Genomic DNA, 23,873 nt, shown 5'->3' with positions numbered 1-23,873 from the left:
GCGGCGGCGCAGTCGTAGCTTAGAGAGGCATGTGGGTCTCTTGGTGAAGCTGCTGGAGGGAATCGACCGGGCTCGGATGGAGAGCGGTCGGGTGAGGTTTCTCGGACCCGACTCCGAGGACGTGATGGGCTGGTCCGCCTTCTTCACAAAGGCCGAGCGCGTTGCCGCCTGGCTGCAGCGTGCACATGAGGGCGGGCCGGGCTCCCCGGTGGTGGTGCTGGCAGACACCTCGCGGGCGATGGTCACCGCGTGGTCATCGAACAGACCTGCCGCCGGACTGCCGCACTCGGCGACCCGCGGGTCCTCCTCGGCACACCGTACGAGGAGCCCGCGGCTGGACCTGTCCTCGGTCAAGGCCGCGCTCTGCGGCGGCGAACCGATCGAGCCCGAGGCCGACGCCGACATCCTCGCCGCCCGACAAGTCGCGGTCCCCGCCCGCGCTTCCTCCGGGTCACGGGCCCGGCGGCTTGTCCGCCTCGGCCCGGCGGTGCCGGGCCTGCAGGTCCGGGTCGTCGATCCGGAGACCGGGCAGGTCTGTCCCGAACGGTCCGCCGCCGCCGCGAACCGCGTGTACGAGGCCTGGGCGGTCCCGGACACCGCTGTGCGTGCCCGGATTCTCGCCGAGGTCTGTACTCCCGAGGTCACCTATGCGAACCCCCTGAAGAGAGCGGGCGGAGTCCAGGCCCTCGCCGAACTGATCACGGAGCTGACCGGCGCCCCCCGGCCTTCCCCCGGAGATCCCGATCTCGTTCCCGACCAGCAGGATCCGATCAGCGCCCTCCTCGACGCCTGCGGCACTCTTGCGACGCTCGCCACCGATCTTGCCCAGAGCCGCCGACGCCGGCCCGCCGACGACCTTCTCACAGCCCTCGTCGAGGCCGAGGTCGACGGAACCCGCCTCACCACACGCGAGATCGCGTCGTTCTTCACCCTGCTGGCGTTCGCCGGCCAGGAAACCACCCGCAACGCGATAAGCCTCGGCTTCTGGGCACTGCACACCAGTCCGGACGCCCGGCGTGCCTGGGCCGCCGACTTCGACCAGCTGACCCCGACCGCCGTGGAGGAGATTCTCCGCTACTCCACCCCGGTCGCCACCATGCGCCGTACCGTCACTCGCGACACTGTTCTGAACGACCGCCCGCTCGCCGCCGGCGACAAGGTCGTGCTCTTCTACTCCGCCGCCAACCACGACGACCGAGTCTTCGCCGACCCGGACCGGCTTGATCTCAGCCGGGACCCCACTTCTGTCTCGGCTCCCACTTTGCCCGCGCAGAGATCACCGCAATGTTTCGCGAAATCTTTCGACAGCTCCCCGACCTCACCATCRCCGGAGAGCCCGAGTTTCTGYGCTCGATCTCCGTCAACAGCATCAAGCGGACCGCCGCAGGATCGAAAAAATAGTTCCGCCGCAAGCTCGGTTCAGTCATACCCCGGATCATCGAACCAGCAGCCACGCCGGACCCCAGTCCGGCGTGGCACTCAAAACTCGGGGAAAAACTTGTCGACTACGGAACTAGCAGGTAATAGGGCGTTGATCGGTCGTCACTCCTGAAGCTACGGTCCCGCCGGTGGTCGTCTTCACAGCCGTCCGATAGGAGGCGTTCGCGGGACAAGCAACTTGCGCCGCAGCTGACACCGTTCCGTAGCCTGTATTGCTACCCGATACCACGTTGGTCCAGCCTCCGTTCTTGAGAATCTGGAGAGTCACAGTCACATCATTGTAGTTGCTGCCCCCCGGAATGAAGCAGCTCGCCGAGCCGGATGCCTCCACGTAGGAGAAAAAACTGGTCCAAACCACCTTGGGCGGGTCGGCGATAACGCTGCCATTATACGTGTTGCACACCGCCGTATCGGCGGAAGCCGGACTGAAAGCTCCGCCAGCTACTGTCAGTGCGACCGGGCCACACGCTCCGATGGCGACTCGGGTAGCAATTCTTCTGGCATTCGTCATGGACGCACCTTTCCCGCAAGACCGCGACAGTCACGCTTCCCGGACATCTCAACTATTCCAGARCGATAGTCGCCGCAGCCAGAACCGGAGGCCGGAATACATTCTCCGACCAGCTGTCGAGGTAAAATCGTAAGCCTCCCCCAGAGGAGATGGCAACCAGTATTCAAATATCTGAACCAATCTCGGGAGCAGCACCGAGGCCGACCGCCCCATATCGGACTTCGAGCTCCTGGATTGCGCACCGAGAGTATCCGCCGGAAGAGCACGGATCACCGGCCCTCGGTGYGCGCCAGAACTCCCGACCAGCAGCAACAGGGATCTACAGGCCTTCACCGCCCTCGACTGCAACGGCAACCCGATTACCGAGGGTGCCGATCGGCGGCCTTCAACCCCACAAATAACCAGAGTATAATTTAGATCACACGCCATTCTCGCTCTGTTGGGCGAGAAACGTGCAGACGCCTCGCCGATGTGCGACTACACCGTCAGGCCTCTGCCCGCTCGCCCTGGCCGCCCACCACCACCACCACGGTGTCCGATCCGGCCCGCACGGGACCGTACTCGACCCCGGCGGCTACCCACCGGCACCATCGCGCGCGACGAGATCATGAGTGACGGTTGTCGGCGACTCCTGGATCCGGAACCCCCGTGGCCACGCCCCGACCGTTCAAGATCCGTACTGGCGTCGACCTCGAACCGGCCGGTCTCGGCTGCCGGGGCTGTCGGAGGGTGGCCGTAGAATCAGCGGGCATGACGCAGGACCGCCCGCGGGTGTCGCTGACCGGGATCAAGCCGACCGGCGATCCCCACCTGGGCAACTACATCGGGGCGATCCGCCCCGCGCTCGAGCTGACGGCGAAGTACGACTCGATCTACTTCATCGCCGACTACCACGCCCTCACCTCGATCCGGGACAGGGAGAAGTTCGCGGCGTACACCCGCTCCGTCGCCGCCACCTGGATCACCCTCGGTCTCGACCCCGAGCGCACGGTCTTCTACAAGCAGTCCGACATCCCGGAGATCTTCGAGCTCGCCTGGATCCTGTCCTGCGTCACGGGCAAGGGCCTCATGAACCGCGCGCACGCCTACAAGGCCGCGCGTGACCGCAACGCCGAGAACGGCGTCGCCGACCTCGACGCCGGGGTCAACATGGGCCTGTTCAACTACCCCGTCCTCATGGCCGTCGACATCCTGATCATGGGCTCCGATGTGGTCCCCGTCGGGCAGGACCAGGTCCAGCACGTCGAGTACGCGGCCGACATCGCCGGCTCGTTCAACCACCTCTTCGGCGCCGACTACAGCCTGAAGATCCCCGAGGCGATCATCCCGACCGGGGTCAACGCCCGCACGATGCCCGGCACCGACGGCCGGAAGATGAGCAAGTCGTACGGGAACACGATCCCGCTGTTCGCACCGCCGTCGCGACTACGCAAGCTCGTCCGCGGCATCGTCAGTGACAGCACCCCCGTCGAGGAGCCGAAGGACCCGGACTCCTCCGCCGCTTTCCAGATCTTCGAGAACTTCGCGACGCCTGAGGCTGTCAAGGAGATGCGCGTCCGGCTGGAGCAGGGCGGCACCGGCTGGGGTGAGCTGAAGAACGCCCTGTTCGAGACGCTGGACACCTGGCTCACCCCGCTGCGGGCCCGCTACGAGGAGCTCATCGCCCCCGGCAGCGAGCTGGACGCGATCCTGGCCGCCGGCGGAGAGAAGGCCCGCGACCGCGCCCGCCCGGTGCTCGCCGGCGCCCGCCGCGCCATCGGCGTCGACCTGTAGCACGTCGGCCTGGAGAACCCCGCACTCCCGCATGTGCGGCGGTCAGCTGTCCTGCCCCGCAACGGGTCCCTGCCCGGCGAGGCGTGCCTGCCGGGCGAGGCGGGTGAAGGCGTCGACGTCGAGCGTCTCACCGCGGGCCCCCGGGTCTATACCGGCGGCCCGGGCGAGCCGCTCGGCCGCCGCCGCCGAGCCGGCCCAGGAGGCGAGCGCCGTCCGCAGGGTCTTGCGCCGCTGGGCGAACGCGGCGTCCACCGCCGCGAAGACGTCTGCCCGCAGGTCCGGCTCCCCCGGCGGGGCGGCTCGGCGTTCGAACGCGACGAGGCCGGAGTCGACGTTGGGCTGCGGCCAGAACACCGGGCGGGGCACCGCGCCGGCCGGGCGCGCGTGGGCGTACCAGGCCAGTTTGACGCTCGGCACGCCGTAGATCCGCCCGCCCGGCGGCGAGGTGAGCCGGTCGGCCACCTCCGCCTGCACCATCACCAGGCCGCGCCGCACTGTCGGGAACCGTTCCAGCAGCCCCAGCAGCAGCGGGACGGCGACGTTGTAGGGCAGGTTGGCCGCCAGCACGGTCGGGGCGGCGACCTCGGCCGGCAGGTCGGCGGGCCCCACCCGCAGCCCGTCGGCCTCGACGACATGCAGCCGCCGCGCGACCGCCGCGGGCAGCCGGTCGGCGGCGGTCAGCGGGAGGGCGGCGGCGAGCGGCGGGTCCACTTCGACCGCGACGACCGCGGCCGCCTCGGCGACCAGCCCGAGGGTCAACGAACCCAGCCCGGGGCCGACCTCGAGCGCCACGTCGTCCGGGCCGATCGCGGCCAGCCGGACAAGCCGGCGGACGGTGTTCGGGTCGACCAGGAAGTTCTGGCCACGCCGTTTCGTGGGCCGCAGGTCCAGCGCGTGGGCGAGCTCGCGGATGTCGGCCGGCGAGAGCAGCCCGTCGGTGTCTACCAGGGCCCGAAGGTCCGTTCCGCGTTGGCGGTCACCTGGGCGGCGAGCTCGTCGACGGCCACGCCGCGGGTCTGCGCGAGGACCCGCAGGGTCAGCGGGATCAGATACGGCCCGCCCGGACGCCCCCGCCACGGCACCGGGGTGAGGTAGGGCGCGTCCGTCTCGACCAGCAGCAGCTCGGCGGGGGCCACCGCGGCGGCCTCCCGCAGCGCCTCGGCGTTCCTGAAGGTGACGTTGCCGGCGAAGGACATCACATACCCGGCGTCGGCGCAGACCTTGGCCATCGCCGCGTCGCCGGAGAAGGCGTGGAAGACGACGTGCTCGGGCGCCCCCTCCTCGGCCAGGATGCGCAGCGTGTCGTCGTGCGCCTCCCGGTCGTGGATCATCAGGGCGCGGCCGGCCTCCTTGGCGATCGCGATGTGCCGGCGGAAGCTCTCCTGCTGGGCGGCGTGCTGCTCCGGCGGGGTGCGGTAGTAGTCCAGGCCGGTCTCTCCRACGGCAGCGACCCCGTCCGCGCGGGCGAGTGCGGCGATCGCCTCGAAGGTCTCCTCGGGCACCCCGCCGGCGGCCTCGTTCGGGTGGATGGCGACCGCGGCGCGCACCTCGGGGTGCTCCGCGGCGACGCCGGCCTGCCAGCGGCTCGTCGCCAGGTCGACGCCAACCGTGATCATCCGGGTGATGCCGACCGCCCGGGCGGCGGCGATGGCCTCCGCGACCGGCGTGTCCATCAGGTCGAGGTGGCAGTGCGCGTCGACCGCGGGAACGGGCAGCGCCTCGGGGGGCGGCGGCGGATCACCCGACCGACCGGAGTTCCTCGCCACCCGTTCGCTCCTCACCCGTCGCCACCGGGGCGCCGCACACGGGCCGCCCCCACGCCAGATCTTAGGACTCCCGCCGGGCGTGTCACCGCGGCGGCCGTGGGATTCTGAGTGAGTGCTTGACCTCACGGGCTCCCGGCCATGACGACACCGCTTCCTGTCGCGCTGGTCACGCCGCTGACCGGACCGGACGCCGCCGTCGGCCTGGCGGCGCTGCGAGGCATGACGCTCTGGGCCCGTGACGAACGGCTCCCTCCCCCCTGGGACGAGATCGGTGTGACGGCGTACGACGCCTACCCGGACCCGGTCCGCGCGATGCGGGCGGCGGTCGCCGCCGAGCCGGCGGCGATCTTCGGCCCGGTCGGCGCGCGGGCGGCACTGGCCGCGCTCGGCGCCACGAACCGCCTGGTGATCAACGCGGGGGCGCCGTCCACCCGCTTCGTCCGCCAGGCGTTCCCGCACATCGTGAACATGGCTGCTCCGGCGTCCACCTGGCCGCGCGGGGTGCTGGCCGCGATCCGCTCCGTCGACCGGCAGGCCCGCCGCGTCGCGCTGCTCGCCTCCGGTGAGATGGCCGTCGAGCTGACGTCGGTGTGCCGGGCGGCGGCCCGGGCACAGGGCTACGAGGTCGCGTCGAACACCTTCGCGCCCGGCCGCGGCGGCGCGGCGGCCCGGCCGCTGGCGCCGGCGGACGTCCTCATCGTGCACGGCAGCGCCGAGGACGAACTGGAGATCGCCAACATCCTGCTGCGCCGCTCGTGGCGGGCCGCCGCGTTCTCCACCGCGGTGAGCGCGGAGGCGACGGCGACACTGGGTGCCCTGCGTGAGGGCCTGCTCGCCCCGGCGAGCTGGGCACCGGACAACGCCGCCGAGACGGGAACCGGGCCGACCGCACGGCAGTTCTCCGTCGACTTCACCGCGCTGCACGGGGTCCCCCCCACCACGACCGCGGCGTGGGCGTACGTGTCGGGCCTCATCCTGGGCCGCTGCATCCGGCACAGCGGCGGCATCGGTGACGCATCGATCCTGGCCGCTGCCCGCGGGCTCGACACCACCACGCTGCTCGGCCGCTTCCGCCTCGACCAGGCGACCGGGCTCCAGGTCGGCCACCAGGTGCCGATCGTGCAGTGGCAGTCCGGTGCCTCCTGGACGGTCTGGCCCCGGGACGCCGCCCGCGCACCCTTCCACCATCCGCGTTGGAACGCACCGCCCCCCGGCGGCCTCGCCGGCGCGCACAACGGCCCGGACGCCGTCACCCGGAACCCTGCTGACCGGCGCGCGCCGGCCGCGGCTCCGGACGACAGGTCCGCGGGAGCACCGCCGGCCGGCACGGGCCCCGAACCAACGCTTCCCCTGCCCTCCCAGGGCGGCGCCAGCCCGCGCCCGTTCGGCCTGGGACGGCCGCGCCCGGGCCTCGGCACCAGCGGCCTCGGCACCGGCGGGCTGGGCGGCCGCGGCTTCGGCCCGCGCCGGCCCAGCTGACGGGGTCCGGATGTCAGCGCCGGTCGAACGCGCCTACGAAGGCTCCGCCTCGCCGCGCCCCGCCACCGGCACGAGGCCCGGTGGGAGCGCCGGACGGCGGCGGCGCACCATCGTGGCCGTGGCGCTCGGGGTCACCAGCCTGTTGTTCCTGGGCGCGACCGGCCGGCTGTTCGTCTTCCCACGGCGAGACGAGCCGGCGCCGGTGGACGCCATCGTGATGTTCGCCGGGAGTCCCGGCCGCCTCGAGCACGCCGTCGCGCTCGCCGCGGCCGGTTATGCACCGACACTCGCCGTCTCCGTGCCCACGGTGGACGACCCCTGCCCCCCGCCGATCCCGGGTGTGGAGGTGATCTGCTTCGCGCCGGATCCCCTCACCACCCAGGGTGAGTCGCGCTGGACGGCCGCCGCGGCCGCCCGTTACGGCTGGAGGTCCGTCCTGGTGATCACCTCGACGAGCCAGACAACCCGTGCGCGGCTGCGCCTCGCGCGCTGCTACCCCGGGCAGGTCCTGATGAGCCCGGTGCCGCCGCCCCGGCTCATGTGGCCGTACATGATCGCCTACGAGTGGGCCGCGATGGGCAAGGCCCTCGTCGTCCAGCGGGAGTGCTGACCTTGCGGTCACGGCACCTGCGGTGGGCCCGACTCAGCAGTCCCGCTGCCAGACGAGCGCCTTGACGGTGGCCGCTGTCTGATAGGCGAACAGGTACGGCCAGTCACGCAGGGGGGTCTCGACGACGTCCACGAGCACCTCACCGTCGTAGCAGCGCTCGATGCGCAGACGCGCCCGGCTGTCCTGGGAGCGGTCGGTGACGAACAGCATGGAATCCCACCCGCGGAGCCTGGCCAGACGCGCTGCTTCCCGGGCCTCGCCCTGGGTGGTCGAGGGGTCCGGCCGGAAGCAGATGATCTCGATGTCCCGACCGACCTCGGCCGCATCGGGGCAGCGGCGCGCGTTCGGGTTGGAAATGACGAGGACAGGGGCGAATCCGGCGCGGGCGAGCTCGAAGGCCTTGGCTTTCCGGTCACCCGGCCCGCCGAGCATGAAGATCGCGTCCACCGGACGAGGCCGGTCGATCTTGGGCAGCACGATCATGCGCACTGTCAACGCTGTGAAGAGCAGTACGACAGCGAGGACACCGTAGCCGGACACCCGCCGCCACGACCACCGCCGTWGCTTGTCGGATACGTGGATGATCACAGGAGTGACGGTAGCGACGAACAGCGGCGGTCGGAGCGGTGCAGTATGTGCCCTCTCTCACCGAAGAGGCGGGAACTCATGCGCCTCCTCCGAGATCGGGCAGGTGCGGCCGACTGCTGGCAGCGCCGTCGTGCCCAGCGCTAACCGTCGAGCAAGTGGCGCAGATAGGCTCCATAACCGCTCTTCGCGAGGGGTTCCAGGAGCCGCTCAAGCTGCCCGTCATCAATGAAACCCTCCCGCCAGGCAACTTCTTCGAGGCATCCGATCTTCAGGCCCTGCCGCTCCTCGATGACCTGAACGAACTGGCCTGCCTGCATCAGAGAGTTGAAAGTACCGGTATCCAGCCAGGCCGTGCCGCGGTCGAGCAGATGGACACTGAGATGGCCTCGATCGAGGTACGCCTGGTTGACGGCGGTTATCTCCAACTCGCCGCGCGCGCTGGGCACCATTGCCGATGCAATTTCGGCGACATCATTGTCATAGAAGTACAGTCCGGTCACGGCGTAACTGGACTTCGGCTTCTCCGGCTTTTCCTCGATGGATACGGCCCGATTGTCGCCGTCAAACTCTACGACACCATACCGCTCAGGATCGGAAACGTGGTAAGCGAAGACAACGCCGCCGTCGGGGTCAGTGTAGCGCTTGAGCTGGTCACCGAGCCCGACACCGTAGAAGATGTTGTCGCCGAGAATAAGGCAGACCTTTTCCCGCCCGATGAAGTCCCGACCGACCCGGAATGCGTCCGCGAGGCCACGCGGCTCGTCCTGGACAGCGTAATCGAAGGAACAGCCGAACCCCGCACCGTCACCGAGAAGCCGCTGGAACTGCGCCTGATCGGCCGGTGTTGTGATGATCAGAATCTCGCGGATTCCCGCTGCCATCAGGGTGGAGAGCGGGTAGTAGATCATCGGCTTGTCGTACACCGGCATCAGTTGCTTCGAGACAGCACGGGTGATCGGGTAGAGACGCGTTCCGGTTCCACCGGCGAGGACGATTCCCTTCATGAAGGGTCTACCTCCAGGGGCTCGACCGAGGCTAGCGATGGGTGCCCCCGGTCCCGATCCGAGATCACCGCCTTGTCGAGCGAGATCGGCCACGCGACACCCACGTCCGGATCAGCGAGGTTCAGGAAGACATAGCTCTCGTACCGCTCGACGCTCCAGTGCTCGTTGACGCTGTACAGATAATAAGTGTCGTCCTCGAGCGTCTGGTAGGAGTTCGCGACTCCGCGGGGGAGGAATACGGACYGCCCCCCGTCGARCTCCACGGTGACRACCGTTCCGAACTGCTCACCCGCCCGCAGGTCGACATAGGCACAGAAGACGMTCCCCTTGACCACGGAGATGTACTTGTCCCACGGTTCCGCGTGAAATCCCCGGGTGACGCCCGCCTTCTTGTTGTACGACAGGCTGTTCTGCACGATGCTGAATTCCTTTGGCATTCCAGCGTCGACGAGCTTTGCGTAGTGAAATTTCTCCTGGAACCAGCCGCGCTCATCCTCGACCGATGTGACGTCGAAAACCCTCAGGCCGGGGATCTTCGTCTCCATCCCGCTGATCTGAGTAGTAGCCAGAGCGGCCACGAATGATCTCCCCCTTGCGTTGTCTGGCCGGCCTCCGGGGAACCCGGCAGCTCTTTCCACCACTCGACAGCCCGAGCGCCGATGGGCCACCGACTCCACGACCGGGCCCTTATCCTGCCCGCCGGGGGTACCCCATCCGCGACACACTCGTCTCTCAATAGTGGGGACGACCATGGGCGTCCCCACAGTACCGGCCACTACCGGAAGACCCACGCGAACACGCCGCGCACGGGCCGGCACACCCGCGGCGAATGGTCACGGAGCAAGGAGCAGCGGGAGCCGATCTCACCCGGATCACCGAAGTGACCGCTTCACCTTGACGGACGGCGGACCTCAWCCACCGAGGAGGCCAGCGGGCTCGGCACCGAGTGCCGCTCAGGATCCCAGTTCCGGACTATTCGCGCGGGCGCTCCCACCGCGAGACTGTAGTCCGGCACATCGCCCTTGACGACGCTGTTCGCGCCGACAGCGGCACCGCGGCCGATCCTGGTTCCGGCAGTGATCACGCAGTTCTGCCCCAACCAGGCACCGTCACCGATCGTCACGGGAGCGAGTCCATGGTTGCCCTGATCGCGGATGGCTACGCCAACCTGCTGGTAAGCATGATCGTGATCCGCCACATAGACTCCGCGTGCGAACATCACCCGWTCCCCGATCGAGATCCCGCATGCGGCGGACAAGGTGCACCATCCGACGAAGGAGGAGCCTGCTCCGATGCGGATGACCGGCTGACCGTCCCCACTCGGCGGCTCGATGACCTGGAACCACGACCCTGGTCCGACGAATACGCCGTCGCCGACCACCATCCAGCGAGAGCCATGCACACGGAACGGGGGCTCGATGCTGGTCCGCGTCCCGAAGGCGCCGAAGGAGGGCGCAAGAAAACGAGTGAAGGCGCGGCCGCGAGCCTTGCGCCAGATATCGAGGGACCGTTCGGGTAACGAGCTACTCATGGTCTTTCTTTTCCTTGTATCGGTCGTGGAACCGCTGCGAATGATGGAACGGCGTTTCGATGGGCCCGACCGTTGCGCGGGCCGGGGTAGATCAGACGCGGGAGCCGGGCCCATGGTGCTCGAGGCCAGTCGGAAGCGGAACGTACTCGGGGTAGCCAGACCACCAGTCACGACGACGCTTCCACACCGCCCGCCAGTCRCTCCTGCGTGAAGTCGGGCCGCGCCGTTCGGCGATCAGATCCAGAAGGGCGCGCACCGTGACGCCAAGGATGATCATCGCCAGGCAGAACTGACGGCRCCAACCACTCCAGTGCTTCCGCACCAGAGTGGTCTTTCCTCGAAGGACGAGCACGTGCTTGTTCGCCCAGCCTGACGACGAGGCTCCGACATGGTGCACGATCGCCGCAGCGGGCGTCACCACTGGCCGATAGCCCGCCGACCGGACACGCATCGACAGATCCGTGTCCTCGCCGTACATGAAAAAACGGGGGTCGAAGCCGCCGAGACGTTCAAACAGATCACGTCTCACCAACAGCAGACAGCCCGTCACGACACCGACCTCGCGCACCGTATCCCGCGGCCAGCGCCCGAGCGACTCGGGATCGAACAGCCTCGACCTCCGGAACAAAGTCGACAGGCCCAGGCCGAAGCAGGCGAAGCTCCACAGGGAGGGGGCTCCCCAGCAAGAGCTGGGATCGACGGTTCCGTCCGGCCGCAGCGTCCGCCCGCCGTAGACACCGCCGTTGGGCCGACGGCGCGCGAAGTCGAGTATCTCCGCTACCGCGTTGTCTAGAACTACCGCGTCAGGATTGAGGAGGAGCAGGTACTCGCCCTTTGCCCGGAACGCGGCAAGGTTCACCGCCCGGCCGAAGCCGAGGTTCACATCCTGCTCGACCAGGTCGACTCCTGGGAACCTGTCACGGATCACCGCGGCCGAACCGTCAGTGGAGGCGTTGTCGACCACGATGATCTCGGTCGACACCCCGATCGACGTGGCGACGGCGGACTCAAGACACCGCACTGTCAGGTCCGCGGTGTTGTACGAGACGACGAGTATCGACACCTCGACCGTCATGGCTGACCTGCGGATCGGGGGGTGCCGTGTTCGGCGGATCCCTCGGACTGCCCGGCTCCACCCCGCCCGGCTCCACCCTGCGCGGACTCACCCCGCCTACCGATGACCTTCGCCGGCACGCCAGCCGCCAGCATACCCGGGGGCAGGGACTTCGTCACGACTGAGCCGGCCCCGACGATCGTGCTGTCCCCGATCGTCACGCCCGGCAGGACGACCGAGTTCGCGCCGATCCAGACGTCCTTCCCCACGATGATGTCAGCCTCCCGCTTGGGCTGGCTGTCGATCACGATATCGGGAAGGGTTTCGTAGTTGGCCGCCGTCATGAAGGTGCCAGGACCGATCAACGAATGCTCGCCGATCTCGATCCGTCCGCTGCGATCACCGGCCCACAGCGAAGCGCGTTCACCGATGTGAGCGAAATTCTTGATCTCGACCCGCTCACCGTTTCGGATCGATACATTCGGYGCGAGACGGACGCCTTTTCCGACGGCGGCCTTGCGGATCTGCTGGACATGCGCGTAGTTGTAGAAATGAACGATACGGAGGGAATGCAGCAGTGCGCGAATGTTCAGCAGCGAGCGAACAAATCCGATAATCTTGGTCACGCATTCTCCTGGAAGACGGTCCGGCTGCTGTCGTCTCGCTCCCAGCTGCGGAGGTCGCCCCGCCGGACCTTCCGCATGCCCAGCAGCTTGGCAACTGTCGAGATGACGAAGTAGGCGGGTGCTGCCGTGAGCAGCCGGGGGTCCGCGACGATCACCGACAGCCAGGAGGCCTCGCTCCCAGCAGCCGCAGCGGGCAGCTGGCCGAGGCGGCGGATCTCGAGGTTGCCGGCGTACACCCGAATCTTGCGTCGGATGAAGTCCCGGGTCGTACGGGCGGGAAAAACCGTAAAATGGACCGAGTCCACAGTGGCTCGTTCCCCCGGTGCGAACAGCCGGTAGAGGAAGAGATCATCAGCGATAATCGCCGGAAAGCGGTCGAACCGCCTCCGTCCGGCCTCACTGAGGCCGATGACTCCGGAGCCCACGTGCCCGTTGACGACGTAGGGCAGCCGCATCCATATGCGGTAATAATCTCGGACCGGGCGCGGCACCTGGGTCATGCATGGGCGCAGCCGCGGAGCGGCGGCCAGGGCATCACCCGCACGGAGAAACTCGGCCACTTCCTGGAGGGCCAGACCCGTCACTTCGATGTCCGCATCGAGATAGAACCGCGGGAACGCAGCCACGGCCGCATCGCCCAGGTTCAAGGCGGCGGACTTGTTCGCCTGGCCACTTTCGACCACTCGGACCCCGAACGTCCGAGCGATCTCCGCGGTGCGGTCGGTGCACCCGTTGCAGACGACGACGACCTCCAGCGCCCCCGCTGGCAGGTCGGCCGTGAGCGACTTGAGGCATCGCCCGATGACGGCCTCCTCATTGTGGGCCGGCACGACGACGCTGGCGAGGGTGTCCGAGGAGACCAGCRCATCCGACAGGCCTGCCGGCTGCGGAGTCATCCCGCCGCCGACGTGAGCTGATCGCCGTCATGACCCGGATCGTCACCCGCGAACACCTGCTGGTCATCAACCGGCTGACGCTCCGCGGAGGCGATGGGCACCGCCCCTAACGCCGCGACCTCATCGGCCGGCCACACGGCCGCACCCTCCCGACCACTCAGCTGGTCGAACACCGCGACATAGCCTGGTACCTGCAGACGCCAGTCCAAGATCTCGACGGCCCGCTTCCGTCCCCACTCGGACAGCTCCGCCCGGCGACCCGGATCCTCGAGTAGACGCTCGATCGCGTCTGCGAAAGCAGGAACATCCCCGGGCGGAACGTACTCGGCCGCCTCGCCAGCCGACACACGGGTCTCGGCAAGATCGAAGGTCACCACCGGCAGCCCGTACGCCATGTATTCCATGGTCTTGTTCATGGTCGAGACGTTGTTGAGGGGATTGAGTGGATCAGGCCCGACTCCGACGTCCGCGGTCGACAGATACTGGCTGATCATCTCATGATCAGCCCGTCCCGTGAAAGTGACGTACTCGTCGAGATTCAGTTCCGTCGCCAGCGCTCGCAGCTCGTCATAGCAGTCACCGAAACCGAGAAGCGCGAGATGCACGTCACTACGGCCACGCTTGTTCACCAGCTCATCCAGTGCGTGGATCGCGTTATCGACACCGTCCTGCGGACCCATCACCCCGAGGTAGCAGAGCAGGAATCTGCGACCTTTCCGCAGCTCCGGGTACTCCTGCCCGGGCAGCATGCGATCCGTGTCCGGCCCACTGCGCACGACTGTTGTGTCCTCAAGGCTTCGGCCGCCCCGACGCATCGCGATACTGCGATACGAGTCGTTAGTGGAGATCACATGGTGTGCAGTCCGATAGGTGATCTTTTCCAGTGCGTACAGTCCCGACAGGAGGATCCGCGAGGGACGCTCGAAGYGGGACTGGTAAACTTCGGGGCAAAGATCGTGTTGATCATAAACGAATCGGACACCACGCCGCCGGTAGAGCAGGGCGAGCAGAGCGTACGTGTCCGGAGGGTTGCAGGCCTGAATAATATCGAAGCCTTGCTCTCGATACACACGACGCGCCAGACGTGCGGTACGGAGCCAGCACACGAAGAATTCTCGAAGGTAGGAGACCACCCCCGAGTCGGCGRCTACGGGCTCATATTTGTAGATGTGCACGCCATCGAGCAGCTGATAGTCCGGGTCACCCGGGCCTTTGGGGCAGATCACCCGCACCTGGTAACCGGCTTCCGTCAACGCCCGGYATTCCAGCCAGACTCGACGGTCAAGAGGCACTGGCAGGTTCTGCACGATGATGAGAACACGATTACGCAACGTCACGAATCCCCCCAAAACTGACGAGTGAAGCCTACTGCGAGGTACCGAGACTGGACACGTCACCCCCTACGGACATACTAGAGCAGATGGGGTTCGGGCTGAGCAGCCCTCGGGGAACTTGGGATGGCCAGCCGGCGAGATTCTGGGATGGCCAGCCGGTGAGATCGATCAGCCCAGCCGGGTAAAGTGCCGCTGACCATGCCTTAACGGGGGAGGCTAGATCTTCGGTGGTAAACCTTGCCGACCCAACGGAGGGTGCAAGGCGGTCCGAGCGCCCAGCATCGGTGGGCGAAAGACGCCAGCGATGGCTCGACGCGCCATCGGTGGAGCAGGGACTCGCGCGCCGGTCCAGGAGAGGTGCGGCAGCCACCGCCACCGCCCAGGTGTGGCGCCTGTTCACCCAATTCGGTTCGACAATCATTCTGGCCCGGCTGTTGACGCCGGATTCCTACGGCCTCGTCGGCATGGTCCTCGCCATCTCCGCGCTGGCCGACCAACTGACCGACCTCGGTCTGTCGCAGGCCGTGATCCAACGCAGGGTCGTGACCCACCGGCAGGTCAGCGCGTTATTCTGGATCAACGTCGTGGTGGGCCTGAGTCTCGGTGTCATCCTGGCGGCCGCCAGCCCATTGGTCGCGCTCTTCTACGGGCACGACGAGCTGGTCGGTATCGCGCTCGTCGTCGCGCCGTCGTACCTGATATCCGGTGCGCTGGTGCAGCATCAGGCACTGCTGCAACGACAGATGAAGTTCGGCTCCGTCGCTGCCCGGGATGTGATCGGCCGCACCACCAGTATAGGTGTGGCGATCACATTGGCAGCGTTGGGTGCCGGGTACTGGGCGCTGGCGCTCATGCCGGTCTCCGGAGCGCTCGCGCGGGCTGCGCTGGTCTGGTCGGCCTGCGACTGGCGACCGAGCAGGCCGGCGAAGGCGGAAGGCCTTGGTCCCATGCTGCGCTTCGGCGGAAGCGTCGCAGCGTCCGACCTGCTCGGGTACGTCAGTCGCAATGCCGACAACGTGCTGGTCGGCCGTTTCAGCGGCCCGGCGGCACTCGGTTACTACTCCCGTGCATATGCGCTTCTACTGCTTCCGCTGCAACAGGTGAACCAGCCTGTCAACATGGTCGCGATCCCGACCCTGTCCCGGCTGTCCGACCAGCCCGCCCGGTACCGTTCCTATTATCGGGCCGCGGTTTTCACCGTCTCCTTGCTGGCGCTTCCGCTGGTCGTGTTGATGGCGCTCCTGGCCGACGTCTTCGTGACCGGCCTCATGGGCCCCGCCTGGGATGGCGTCGTACCGATCTTCCAGGTTCTCGCGATTGCAGGCTTTGCACAGGCGATCAGTTCGACCGCGATCTGGCTGTGGGTCTCCCGGGGCCGCGCCGATCAGATGCTCAGATTGTCGGTGGTTACCCGCCCGCTCACTGTCGCCTCGTTTTTCGCCGGTCTTCCCTGGGGGCCGGTGGGCGTCGCCTGGGCCGTCAGCATCGCTTCGGTCGTGACCGCGATCCCCATGCTGCTCAGCGCCACCCACGGAAGCCCTGTCCGCCTCTTCGACGTTGTCCTGTCGATCACACCGGCGGCGCTGGCCAGCGTGGTTCTCGCCGCGGTGACCCTGGGTGTCCGCAACGCTTTCACGCTCGCTCCGTTCGCCGAGCTTGTCGTGGCGGGCTCCGCGGGTGCGACCGCATACGTCGCCGTCGTCCTCGCAGTTCCGTCCTGGCGAAGGCGGGTGCGCGGGGTGCTGGGAAACAAGGGGTCTGGCGACGCGGAGCAGCCCCGGCCCCGGGCGGCCACAGAGGCCGAGACCCTCCGGCCAGGCCAGGAAGAGACGACCGTCCTGCTGAAGTACCAGCAGGACGAGGAGAAAACGGTCTTTCTGACCTTCCCGAATGCCAAGGCCTCCAGGACGGACCAATTGTCACCCGACCCGCTCGGGCTGGAGCCGTTGTTGCCTCTCGAGAAGGGTGACCTGGCGGATGGCAGGAGAACCTCGGCGTTCCCGTGGCGGCGGAGGCGAAGAAAGTCATCCTGACAGCTGGCCGGAAGAGCACTCCAGACCCGGCGCATTATGGCGGGCGGCGCAGAAGCCTGGGATATCGCCGCCCGCCGATAAGGAGTACGAAGAATAGCTACAGGATCCCCGCGGGTGTTCTGTCCCCCGGACCGGCCTCGGCAGGCGAGGTGGGCCGGGCTCCTTCAGTGGTCCGCCCCAGGCGTTCTCGMCAGGAGATCTCTCCCGGCGCATCCCTTCTGTCCCGCCGCTCGAGCCGCCACAGCGCCCCGACGATACCGAGCATGAGATAGAAGAAACCAGCAAACCCCGGGAAGGACAGCGAGTCAAACGTGTACGAGGTGACTGCAGCAGCGACGATCATTGCCGCGAGGGCCTGAGCAAGTTCCCGGGTCACCGGGTCGGCCGCATTCCTCGCAACCATGAAGGCCATGACCATCCCGCCAAGAATGACGAGGAGCAGTGCCGCGAGGCCGATGTATCCGGAGGTGAGGATCGTGCCCATATACTGGTTGTCAAGGAAGAAGTACTTCGCGGGAAAGAACGTTCCGGGACCCCGTCCGAGCCATGGCCGTTCACTGATGAACTGCTGCGCGATYGCATAGTCGGCGATACGCCCCTGGTAGCTGGGGTCGTCCTCGTAGTTGACGAAGAGACTTCGCAACGTACCCAACACGCCGGGAACCACGACACCGAATGCCGCCGTACCGAGGAGGAACATTCCGAAGATATTAAGTCTACGGCGCCAGGTCCACACCGCCGACTGAACGAGCAGGACGCAGGCGAGTGCGATGATGGCCGTCCGGGACACCGACATGGGCGCCRCCACCGCAACCAGCAGCAACGCGCACGCGGAGCGCTGCCGAGCGCCGCGCGTCGGTGCGTTGAGGGTCCGGTACAACGCGAGGGGCACCACCWTCGCCATGACTACGCCGAACTCGATGTAGTGGGAGGCCGTCGCCGCTACCCGGGACGTGCCGCCGCCTCTGGAGACCGCCTCCAGGGCCGGCGTCCACATCACAAAGCCCGGGAGCTTTATGTACGTGCTGTAGTCTCGATGTGTCAGGTACTGGGCAATGCCGAAGCTCGCCATGATTGCACCGAAGGTGACGATCCGCGAGATGAGTACTTCAAGTCTTTCCCTCGACGGAATACCGTCCGCAGCGCCCAGCGCGATACCCACGAGTGCCAGCAGAGCCAGAATCGCGCGGTCCTGTGCCCGCGCTTCCGTACCGTCCAGGCCGCGGCTCTGACCTGCAACGTATGCCGCAAGCAGCGTGCAGATGTAGATGACGAGAAGTATGCGGAGCGGTTGGCGTCCCCGCCTTACCAGGGCTGGATGGAAACGTGTCATGACCCACGCCGCAAGTACGAGGATTCCGGCCAGAAATATTGGCTTTCCGGCGGCGCCGAGCGATTGTAGCGAGTTTCGTGCTGGTACGACGAACACGAGGAAGGCAATCAGCGACAGAACGCTCACGGCGTCCGGCCGCCACGCCACCATCGGCAGCTCAGCAACCCGCGTCCGAAGAACCACCCAGCGGGAAACGGATCCAGCTTCAAACGGACGCGCCTCCGACGGAAGTGCACCGCCGGGTCCCGTCACCGGATTCGGCCGCTTCGGTCTGTGCCAGGCACGCCCGACCACGGTCCGCCTCGACCAGCCGTGTTGATGGTCATCGTGTCCTCGTTGATCACGGCACTGCTGTTGTTCTCCCGCTGGACGTCGTCGCGTGTCGCGGCAGCCGGGTAGCCAGGCGAGGTGGGCCCATAGTCCGGGAAGTCCCCGGCGGAGCGGACAGGGTTGGAGCCCTCGCCCGGCTCCTGGTTCTTTGGCCCCCGGCCACGACGACCGCTGACGAGGCCATCCACCGCGATCGAGAGACCCACCGCGACAATGACCGAGATCGCACCGATCATGAGCCGCTGGCGACCCCGGCCGGGGTAAAGGGCGGGCGAGACGTTGGCCCCGTCGGTGGCCGGGAGGATCGTGAACTGGGCGGCGCGTTCCGTGACGTTGTTCGTAACCTGGTGCGCGATGAGATGCCTGTTGGCCATCGCCACGACTTCCTCGACTGTCCGCCGAGACTGGTCCTGAACGGGGCCGGTGACGGCGATGGTCAGCACCAGCGTCGCCCGGGTCCACTTGACCGTGTACCCAGGGAGGAGGCCCTTGTCATGGATCTGCTGGCGCGAGGAGTCGGAGTCCATGGCCCGCTCTTCGAACGAACCGGCGAACCCCACTCCGCCAGAGTTCTCCAGGCTCCCGGCGGATCTGGTTGTGGTGCTCGGCGGTGCGTTGACGAATGCGTCGATGGAAGCCGAGTACCTCGGCTTGATACCCGAGGTGACGGTAAGAGCGACCAGGGCGCCGATGGCTATGATCGTTAGCGCGACATACCAGCGCCGAATCGTAATCCGTATGATTTGGGCTATGTCCATGTCAGCATTCTCTCCCCTCCCATGCCGCCGGCATTCGACCGGCGACGGACCTACACTGATCGCTCCGCGCAGATATTGGGATCTCCGCCGGCGGCTTGCACGATGATGGGACACCGCGAGCCAGGTCTCGCCCGAAAGCTCGGATCTGGACCGCGCAGCAGATCACATGGCTCGAAGCAGATCAGCCAGCCGACGCGCCTGTGCATCGGTGTTGAAAAGCGCCTCGACGGCTGCCCGTCCGGCGCGCCCCAGCGCCGCGGACCGATCGGGATCCAGGAGGAGGCCCGCCATCTCGGTGGCGAGTGCGTCGACATCGCCGGGCGGGACCAGCAGCCCGGTCCGGCCATGGTTGACGTAGTCGTCCATGCCGGGAGTGCCGCTGACGATCACCGGGCGACCCGAAGACATCGCCTCGAGCACCACGCTGATGCCACTGACATGGAGATTGGGCTTGAGTGCCACAACCACTACCGACGAACGGCCGTAGAGGTCGACCAGTTCGGGATGCGCCAGTCGCGGGCGGCGTACCCCGAACTCGGCGGGGACCTCGACGTCCCGACCGGACACCAGCTCCAGGCACAGATCCGGAACTTTGGCCGCGGCCGCCGCAGCCGCCCGGAGMAGGGTTTCGTGGTCGCGGTGCCGGTCGTTGCCGATGCTGACGACGAGGCCAGGTACCGGCTCGACGATCGCGGGGCGGAAGAAATCGGCGTCGACACCGAACGGCAGATGGCCGAGCTGGCGCTCCGGAACGCCGAAGACGTCCCGGAGAACAGGAATCTGAGCACTCGACAGCGCCCAGACGAGCTGGGCTGAACGCAGCGCGCTGGGAGCCATCGCCAGTGCTCCCCGCGGCCGGCCGACCGCATCGGTCAGCCAGATGACACCAGTTGCGACAGCCTGCTGCCTGCGCCGCCTGGCCAGGAGCGCCGCTGGGACGCCCGCTCGCTCGTCCCAGCACATGACCGCCGCCGCGTCGCGGCGGACCGGGCGCGCGGCGACCTCCAGCCACTCGAATCCGCCGACAGCGCGGGCAGCGCGGGCACCCAGGGCGGAGTGCCGCACGTTCGGCGCCGCGGCCGTGACTCTGAAACCGTGGTCAGCCAGCCTGTTCAGGCCGTAGGGCCAGGCATCCGGCACCTCACCACGGGTGTGCCTCCGCTCCCAGGCATAGGGGTCGAGAGCCCGGCTCAACAGGACGTCGACCGTCGGCTCCGCCTCCGCGCTCCCACCAGCCGGCCCACCCGGGATCGTCAGCGGGTTCATGAGGCGTACCGGCTGCAGTGCGCCAGCGCCTCGTCCGCTGAAGTAGCCCAGCGGGCGATGTCGCTGCCCGAGGTCCAAGCCTCGTACGTTCCGCCCACCTTGCCGTAGCTGTTGTCGAACACCGTGTGCCGAATTCCGAGCAGCAGGCACAGGACGTGCGCGTGCAGGCGGTCCGTCACCACGTAGCGTGCAGTGCAGAGCAGGCCCGTCGCAGTCTCGACGCTGACCCTCGCCATGGACTCGTAGGCGGCGTACAGCGCGGGCCGCGCTGCGCGGTAGGCGACGCCATGCCGACCGAGGAGATGACGCTCGGCCTTCGGAAGCCCGCGCGCGGCCTTCCACCGCAACTCCGGAACCCGAGGCATTACCCAGTCAGCTCGGCGAATCCCCGGGCCGACGACGCCGTTGATGAGACCAGTTCCTTCGACATCATCACGGGCGAGACACAGAACACCCTCGGGCCGTACCGGGCGCGGCGGGCTCAGCGGCCCGTTCGCGAACGCCGAGTCCGGGGCCAGTACCACGCGGACGTCAAAGTTCTCCTGGGCGAAGGCGAGGCTGCGCCGCTCACGGACCATGAAGACGAAATCTGGATGTTCCGCCGTCACCCGCCGAGCCTCGTCCAGAGCCCTGTCATCACGAAATGCGATGCTCTGCGGAAGCTGGATGACGGTGCGATCCGGGAAATCACGCAGAACCTGTACTCGTAACTCCTGGTGCCCTGGCCACAGGTCACCGAAGTTACCTCCCCCGAGCAGCAGAATCGGCCCTACCGGCAGCGCCTCCCGCAACCGGTCCGGTCGATAACGTGCAGTGTCCGACACATAGGCGACCCGGACCCCGAGGCGCTCAAGGGTCCGGCGTACACCGAGCCAGATGGCGGAGTCACCGGAGTTCCGGTGGTATGGAAAATCGAGTAGCGCGACCGAAGTGGTTCCCGGTGGCAGAAGCTCACCGAGTGCCGTCACGGTCTGTGTTGCCAGTCGTTCGATCAGGGACCCAGTACGCTCAGCCGCTGACTCCGAGGCATACGGTCCCCCCGTCCCGTCCTCTGGCATGACTCACGTCCCCCCAGCGTCATGGTCGATTGAGGATGGGCCCAATAGTACGGGCCCGCGACACACCCTGGTGACGGGGTGCCTGCGATGCGGTACGGGGCCTACCCGAGGCGCTGCGAGCGCCTCGTGAGACCGGGATGTCGGAGGCGTTGGTTCCGGGATGACCACTGTGTGGAGCACCGAATGTCGTTGCGATCACCGCGATCGGGTGCCGCCCCCTCCGGCAGCCATACAGCTGACCGACATCACACCGACGCCCTCCGTAGGAGATAGTGCCGAGAAAAAACACGGCGGCGAGGTTGATGAGGTTGGGTCACAGGACGGCCTCCGCATTGCCGTTCTCCCGAGCCCGCGCAGGCCGCGGCACAGGCGGATCTGCGATGCGAGCTGATCCGCTCACGTCGACACGGCGCTGTTGCGCCGAGCCTGCCGACGAGCGAGCCGACCCACCCGTCGGACGTCGGAGCGCGCGATGGCCTCGGCCAGGGCGCGCACGAGCTTCGGGTCACGGTTTGCCCGGCGAAGCTCCCTCAGGTTCACGACCGCCCAGTGCCGCGGACCCCGGCCGGCCAGGTCGATCTGCCTTACGACGTCGATGTCGAGGCCTGACGGGAAGCATGTGAACTCGTCGAGGACGCCAAGTGCCTCCAGACCAAGCATGGTCCGCAGGCACTTCTCGCACCGACCGCAGTTGTAGTCGCCGTCCGGATTCTCCCAGCAGACCCGAAGATTCTGCTGGACCATCGGATGCCGGGCGATGAAGGCGACCTTGTCATGGCGGGTGGCGTCACACCCGTGGTGTTCGATCGCGACCTGATCGCCGGACAGCAGCGGATCGGTCAGCGGATGGGAGGCAAGTGGCTGGAGCTCGTGATACGCCAGGGTCCCCGCGATCAGAGCCCGGTTGAAGCGCCGCGACAGCACGTGTGCCACCGTCGCCAGACCCGAGGAGACATAGGCCGGCCAGGTGACGTGCGGGTCCGACATCCTACGGAGATCCGTCTCAAGCTCGATGAGCTCCTTGCCGAGCCCGTTCATCGTCCGGCGCAGGCTGCCAGCGACGAGCGACCGGAGCGCCGTGTCGTCGACGCTCACATCGAACCCGTGGACATAGACCGCCGCGTCCACCCGGTCGATGTTGCGCAGGAGGGTGTAGAAGCTGTCGACGCCGCCGGAGAAGAAGCAGAAGGTTTCACTTCCCTCGGCCCGGGCCGGCTGCCGGGTAGCCGCGAGGACCTGCACCGGCTTCAGGCGGGGATACCACCGGGATATCAGTGCCTGATAGTCGTCGGCCCTGGCCGAAAGCACCCGACTGATCGGCTGCATGATTTCGAGAGGTTCTCCGCGGCTCATAGCGAGAGTCAGAGCCGCGGTCAGGCCGGCGTCCGCCGTCTCGGCGAGCTCCGCCTGCGAGGACCGAAAGTAAATGTCCTCCACCCCGCTCAGACCACGCGCGGCCAGGGAGACGAGGTCCCCCGACGATGACGACACAGTCACCTTCATGATCTTCCCCCCACGTGCGATCACCATAGTGCGGTCCCCTGACGACCGAGCCAAGCATAACGAGGCGGCGTCCCGACGCCTCCCCCATACCGGGATTGCCTCGGCGCCGGCCGCCGAGGCGGGAGTCGCTCGGCGGGGCCTCCAGCGCTGGTCACCGAAGCTTCGCGCCAGGCCTCCCGGCACCATCTGTGACCTGGCGGCGGGCGGAGGGGGCCGCATTCTCGTCCGACGGTTGCCATAAAGAAATCCGGTCGCCTGTCGCCCTCCCAGGAATGCCGTCCGCCTGCCGGGCACAAGCCGGGGTGCGGGACATTCCGGATGACGACCGGATGCCTGCGACAGCGCCCCAGACAGAAGTCTGCGTTGCCGGGTCCGAACGCCACGTGGTCGGCCCGGGCGTGGTCCCGACCTGGGCACGGACGGCCTGGCCGCCGCCCGCCGAATACCCGCAGCACCGCAGCAGCGCACCGCGACCGCAAAGCGGAATTGCACTCAGTTGATCACGGAAGGTGATGGGAACCTGCCGCTCAGCTCATGCCCCCACATGTGTTCTAACCCGTCCAGGTGTGTGCTTAAATCATGCCTGTTCTCAGGGGGAGGGAGCCCGCGACGTGGGGCCGCTGGCTACGACCAGCACCACACTCTGGCATGTCGCTGATTACAGAGCGTAACCAGACCGCGAATCGCAGGTTCTCGAGCCGGACGAACGCCGGGAACTCTGGGTGTCGCGTTGGCGACACCCGTCGACAGCAGTTGTGTCAACGCGTGGTTTCGCGTTGATGGGGGGAAGGCAAGGAACGCATGATTGTCCGTCGAAGTATTTATGACCTGAGCCTGTCCGAAGTGCAGGCGTTCACCAGCGCACTGAATACTGTGAAGCTGTCGGGCGCCTACGACGAGTTCGTGCGCCGGCACCACATCGCGATGATGACGCTCACGCCGACGACGCAAGGGATTCGGAACGCGGCCCACAAGGGTCC

The 23,873-nt window shown here is 67.3% G+C and carries 21 protein-coding genes; 5 read left to right on the top strand and 16 right to left on the bottom strand.

Going from position 1 to position 23,873, the window contains the following annotated elements:
- The first annotated feature begins 91 nt into the window (after window positions 1-91).
- Window positions 92-1,552, top strand: a complete 1,461-nt coding sequence (locus CC117_RS26950; RefSeq protein WP_241830465.1) for a cytochrome P450 — start codon at window positions 92-94, stop codon at window positions 1,550-1,552.
- Window positions 1,553-2,701: 1,149 nt separating this feature from the next.
- Window positions 2,702-3,724 carry a tryptophan--tRNA ligase gene (locus CC117_RS26945; RefSeq protein ID WP_071089001.1) on the top strand — a complete coding sequence of 341 codons (1,023 nt, stop codon included), beginning with the start codon at window positions 2,702-2,704 and terminating at the stop codon, window positions 3,722-3,724.
- 42 nt (window positions 3,725-3,766) lie between these two features.
- Here the strand turns inward: CC117_RS26945 and rsmA are convergent, their stop codons facing one another.
- Together rsmA and CC117_RS26935 are read right to left on the bottom strand one after the other, a co-directional pair.
- Window positions 3,767-4,615, bottom strand: a complete 849-nt coding sequence (gene rsmA / locus CC117_RS26940; RefSeq protein ID WP_407673598.1) for a 16S rRNA (adenine(1518)-N(6)/adenine(1519)-N(6))-dimethyltransferase RsmA — start codon at window positions 4,613-4,615, stop codon at window positions 3,767-3,769.
- 50 nt (window positions 4,616-4,665) lie between these two features.
- The gene (locus tag CC117_RS26935; protein WP_071088999.1) at window positions 4,666-5,490 is read right to left on the bottom strand and encodes a TatD family hydrolase; all 825 of its coding nucleotides are present in this window, start codon (window positions 5,488-5,490) and stop codon (window positions 4,666-4,668) included.
- 138 nt (window positions 5,491-5,628) lie between these two features.
- Between CC117_RS26935 and CC117_RS26930 the strand changes: the two genes are divergently transcribed.
- Both CC117_RS26930 and CC117_RS26925 read left to right on the top strand, forming a co-directional pair.
- Window positions 5,629-6,969 (top strand): ABC transporter substrate-binding protein, encoded by a 1,341-nt coding sequence (locus CC117_RS26930; RefSeq protein WP_071088997.1) that lies wholly within the window; start codon window positions 5,629-5,631, stop codon window positions 6,967-6,969.
- 10 nt (window positions 6,970-6,979) lie between these two features.
- Entirely contained in the window at window positions 6,980-7,579 is a 600-nt protein-coding gene (locus CC117_RS26925; RefSeq protein ID WP_241830464.1) for a YdcF family protein, read from the top strand.
- 33 nt (window positions 7,580-7,612) lie between these two features.
- On the opposite strand, the gene CC117_RS26920 is transcribed toward CC117_RS26925, so the two are convergent.
- The 8 genes from CC117_RS26920 to CC117_RS26885 all read right to left on the bottom strand — a co-directional run bounded on the left by CC117_RS26920 (window position 7,613) and on the right by CC117_RS26885 (window position 14,615).
- Complete coding sequence (locus CC117_RS26920) at window positions 7,613-8,119, bottom strand: YdcF family protein (protein WP_241830463.1); 507 nt, start codon at window positions 8,117-8,119, stop codon at window positions 7,613-7,615.
- 188 nt (window positions 8,120-8,307) lie between these two features.
- Window positions 8,308-9,171 carry a glucose-1-phosphate thymidylyltransferase RfbA gene (rfbA, locus tag CC117_RS26915; protein WP_071088993.1) on the bottom strand — a complete coding sequence of 288 codons (864 nt, stop codon included), beginning with the start codon at window positions 9,169-9,171 and terminating at the stop codon, window positions 8,308-8,310.
- The gene (locus tag CC117_RS26910) at window positions 9,168-9,749 is read right to left on the bottom strand and encodes a dTDP-4-dehydrorhamnose 3,5-epimerase family protein (protein WP_071088991.1); all 582 of its coding nucleotides are present in this window, start codon (window positions 9,747-9,749) and stop codon (window positions 9,168-9,170) included. The genes rfbA and CC117_RS26910 overlap by 4 nt, the downstream gene beginning before the upstream one ends.
- Window positions 9,750-10,060: 311 nt before the next feature.
- Window positions 10,061-10,555 carry an acyltransferase gene (locus CC117_RS26905; RefSeq protein ID WP_241830462.1) on the bottom strand — a complete coding sequence of 165 codons (495 nt, stop codon included), beginning with the start codon at window positions 10,553-10,555 and terminating at the stop codon, window positions 10,061-10,063.
- Window positions 10,556-10,793: 238 nt separating this feature from the next.
- Window positions 10,794-11,777: a glycosyltransferase family 2 protein gene (locus tag CC117_RS26900; protein ID WP_071088987.1), complete on the bottom strand. Its 984-nt coding sequence runs from the start codon at window positions 11,775-11,777 to the stop codon at window positions 10,794-10,796.
- Window positions 11,774-12,382 (bottom strand): acyltransferase, encoded by a 609-nt coding sequence (locus CC117_RS26895; RefSeq protein WP_084132865.1) that lies wholly within the window; start codon window positions 12,380-12,382, stop codon window positions 11,774-11,776. Before CC117_RS26895 ends, CC117_RS26900 begins: the two co-directional genes overlap by 4 nt.
- Window positions 12,379-13,278: a glycosyltransferase gene (locus CC117_RS26890; protein ID WP_071088985.1), complete on the bottom strand. Its 900-nt coding sequence runs from the start codon at window positions 13,276-13,278 to the stop codon at window positions 12,379-12,381. Before CC117_RS26890 ends, CC117_RS26895 begins: the two co-directional genes overlap by 4 nt.
- Complete coding sequence (locus CC117_RS26885; RefSeq protein WP_084132863.1) at window positions 13,275-14,615, bottom strand: glycosyltransferase family 4 protein; 1,341 nt, start codon at window positions 14,613-14,615, stop codon at window positions 13,275-13,277. The genes CC117_RS26890 and CC117_RS26885 overlap by 4 nt, the downstream gene beginning before the upstream one ends.
- Before the next feature lie 320 nt (window positions 14,616-14,935).
- Between CC117_RS26885 and CC117_RS26880 the strand changes: the two genes are divergently transcribed.
- Window positions 14,936-16,645: a lipopolysaccharide biosynthesis protein gene (locus CC117_RS26880; RefSeq protein WP_256385417.1), complete on the top strand. Its 1,710-nt coding sequence runs from the start codon at window positions 14,936-14,938 to the stop codon at window positions 16,643-16,645.
- A gap of 97 nt (window positions 16,646-16,742) precedes the next feature.
- Here CC117_RS26880 and CC117_RS26875 read toward each other — a convergent pair whose 3' ends face one another.
- The 6 genes from CC117_RS26875 to CC117_RS26855 form a co-directional block, all read right to left on the bottom strand.
- Window positions 16,743-18,128 carry an O-antigen ligase family protein gene (locus tag CC117_RS26875; protein ID WP_071088983.1) on the bottom strand — a complete coding sequence of 462 codons (1,386 nt, stop codon included), beginning with the start codon at window positions 18,126-18,128 and terminating at the stop codon, window positions 16,743-16,745.
- Between the two features lie 98 nt (window positions 18,129-18,226).
- Complete coding sequence (locus CC117_RS26870; protein ID WP_241830460.1) at window positions 18,227-18,835, bottom strand: hypothetical protein; 609 nt, start codon at window positions 18,833-18,835, stop codon at window positions 18,227-18,229.
- Window positions 18,836-19,116: 281 nt separating this feature from the next.
- Entirely contained in the window at window positions 19,117-19,332 is a 216-nt protein-coding gene (locus tag CC117_RS40695; RefSeq protein WP_407673597.1) for a hypothetical protein, read from the bottom strand.
- A complete protein-coding gene (locus tag CC117_RS26865; protein WP_071088979.1) occupies window positions 19,229-20,332 on the bottom strand; it encodes a glycosyltransferase family 4 protein in 1,104 nt (367 codons plus the stop codon). The genes CC117_RS40695 and CC117_RS26865 overlap by 104 nt, the downstream gene beginning before the upstream one ends.
- Window positions 20,329-21,390 carry a polysaccharide pyruvyl transferase family protein gene (locus tag CC117_RS26860; protein ID WP_071088977.1) on the bottom strand — a complete coding sequence of 354 codons (1,062 nt, stop codon included), beginning with the start codon at window positions 21,388-21,390 and terminating at the stop codon, window positions 20,329-20,331. The genes CC117_RS26865 and CC117_RS26860 overlap by 4 nt, the downstream gene beginning before the upstream one ends.
- Before the next feature lie 396 nt (window positions 21,391-21,786).
- Complete coding sequence (locus tag CC117_RS26855) at window positions 21,787-22,920, bottom strand: hypothetical protein (protein WP_241830459.1); 1,134 nt, start codon at window positions 22,918-22,920, stop codon at window positions 21,787-21,789.
- Window positions 22,921-23,873 lie beyond the last annotated feature (953 nt).

The sequence above is a fragment of the Parafrankia colletiae genome (genome assembly GCF_001854655.1).
Lineage (GTDB): Bacteria > Actinomycetota > Actinomycetes > Frankiales > Frankiaceae > Parafrankia > Parafrankia colletiae.
This window is presented reverse-complemented; position numbering and strand designations above follow the sequence as displayed.

What these genes read in the sequence shown, in the direction of transcription:
- CC117_RS26945 (WP_071089001.1), top strand. Translation starts at nt 2,702, where the DNA reads ATGACGCAGGACCGCCCGCGGGTGTCGCTGACCGGGATCAAGCCGACC.
- CC117_RS26930 (WP_071088997.1), top strand. Translation starts at nt 5,629, where the DNA reads ATGACGACACCGCTTCCTGTCGCGCTGGTCACGCCGCTGACCGGACCG.
- CC117_RS26925 (WP_241830464.1), top strand. Translation starts at nt 6,980, where the DNA reads ATGTCAGCGCCGGTCGAACGCGCCTACGAAGGCTCCGCCTCGCCGCGC.
- rfbA (WP_071088993.1), bottom strand. Translation starts at nt 9,171, where the DNA reads ATGAAGGGAATCGTCCTCGCCGGTGGAACCGGAACGCGTCTCTACCCG.
- CC117_RS26870 (WP_241830460.1), bottom strand. Translation starts at nt 18,835, where the DNA reads ATGGACTCCGACTCCTCGCGCCAGCAGATCCATGACAAGGGCCTCCTC.
- CC117_RS26860 (WP_071088977.1), bottom strand. Translation starts at nt 21,390, where the DNA reads ATGCCAGAGGACGGGACGGGGGGACCGTATGCCTCGGAGTCAGCGGCT.
- CC117_RS26855 (WP_241830459.1), bottom strand. Translation starts at nt 22,920, where the DNA reads ATGGTGATCGCACGTGGGGGGAAGATCATGAAGGTGACTGTGTCGTCA.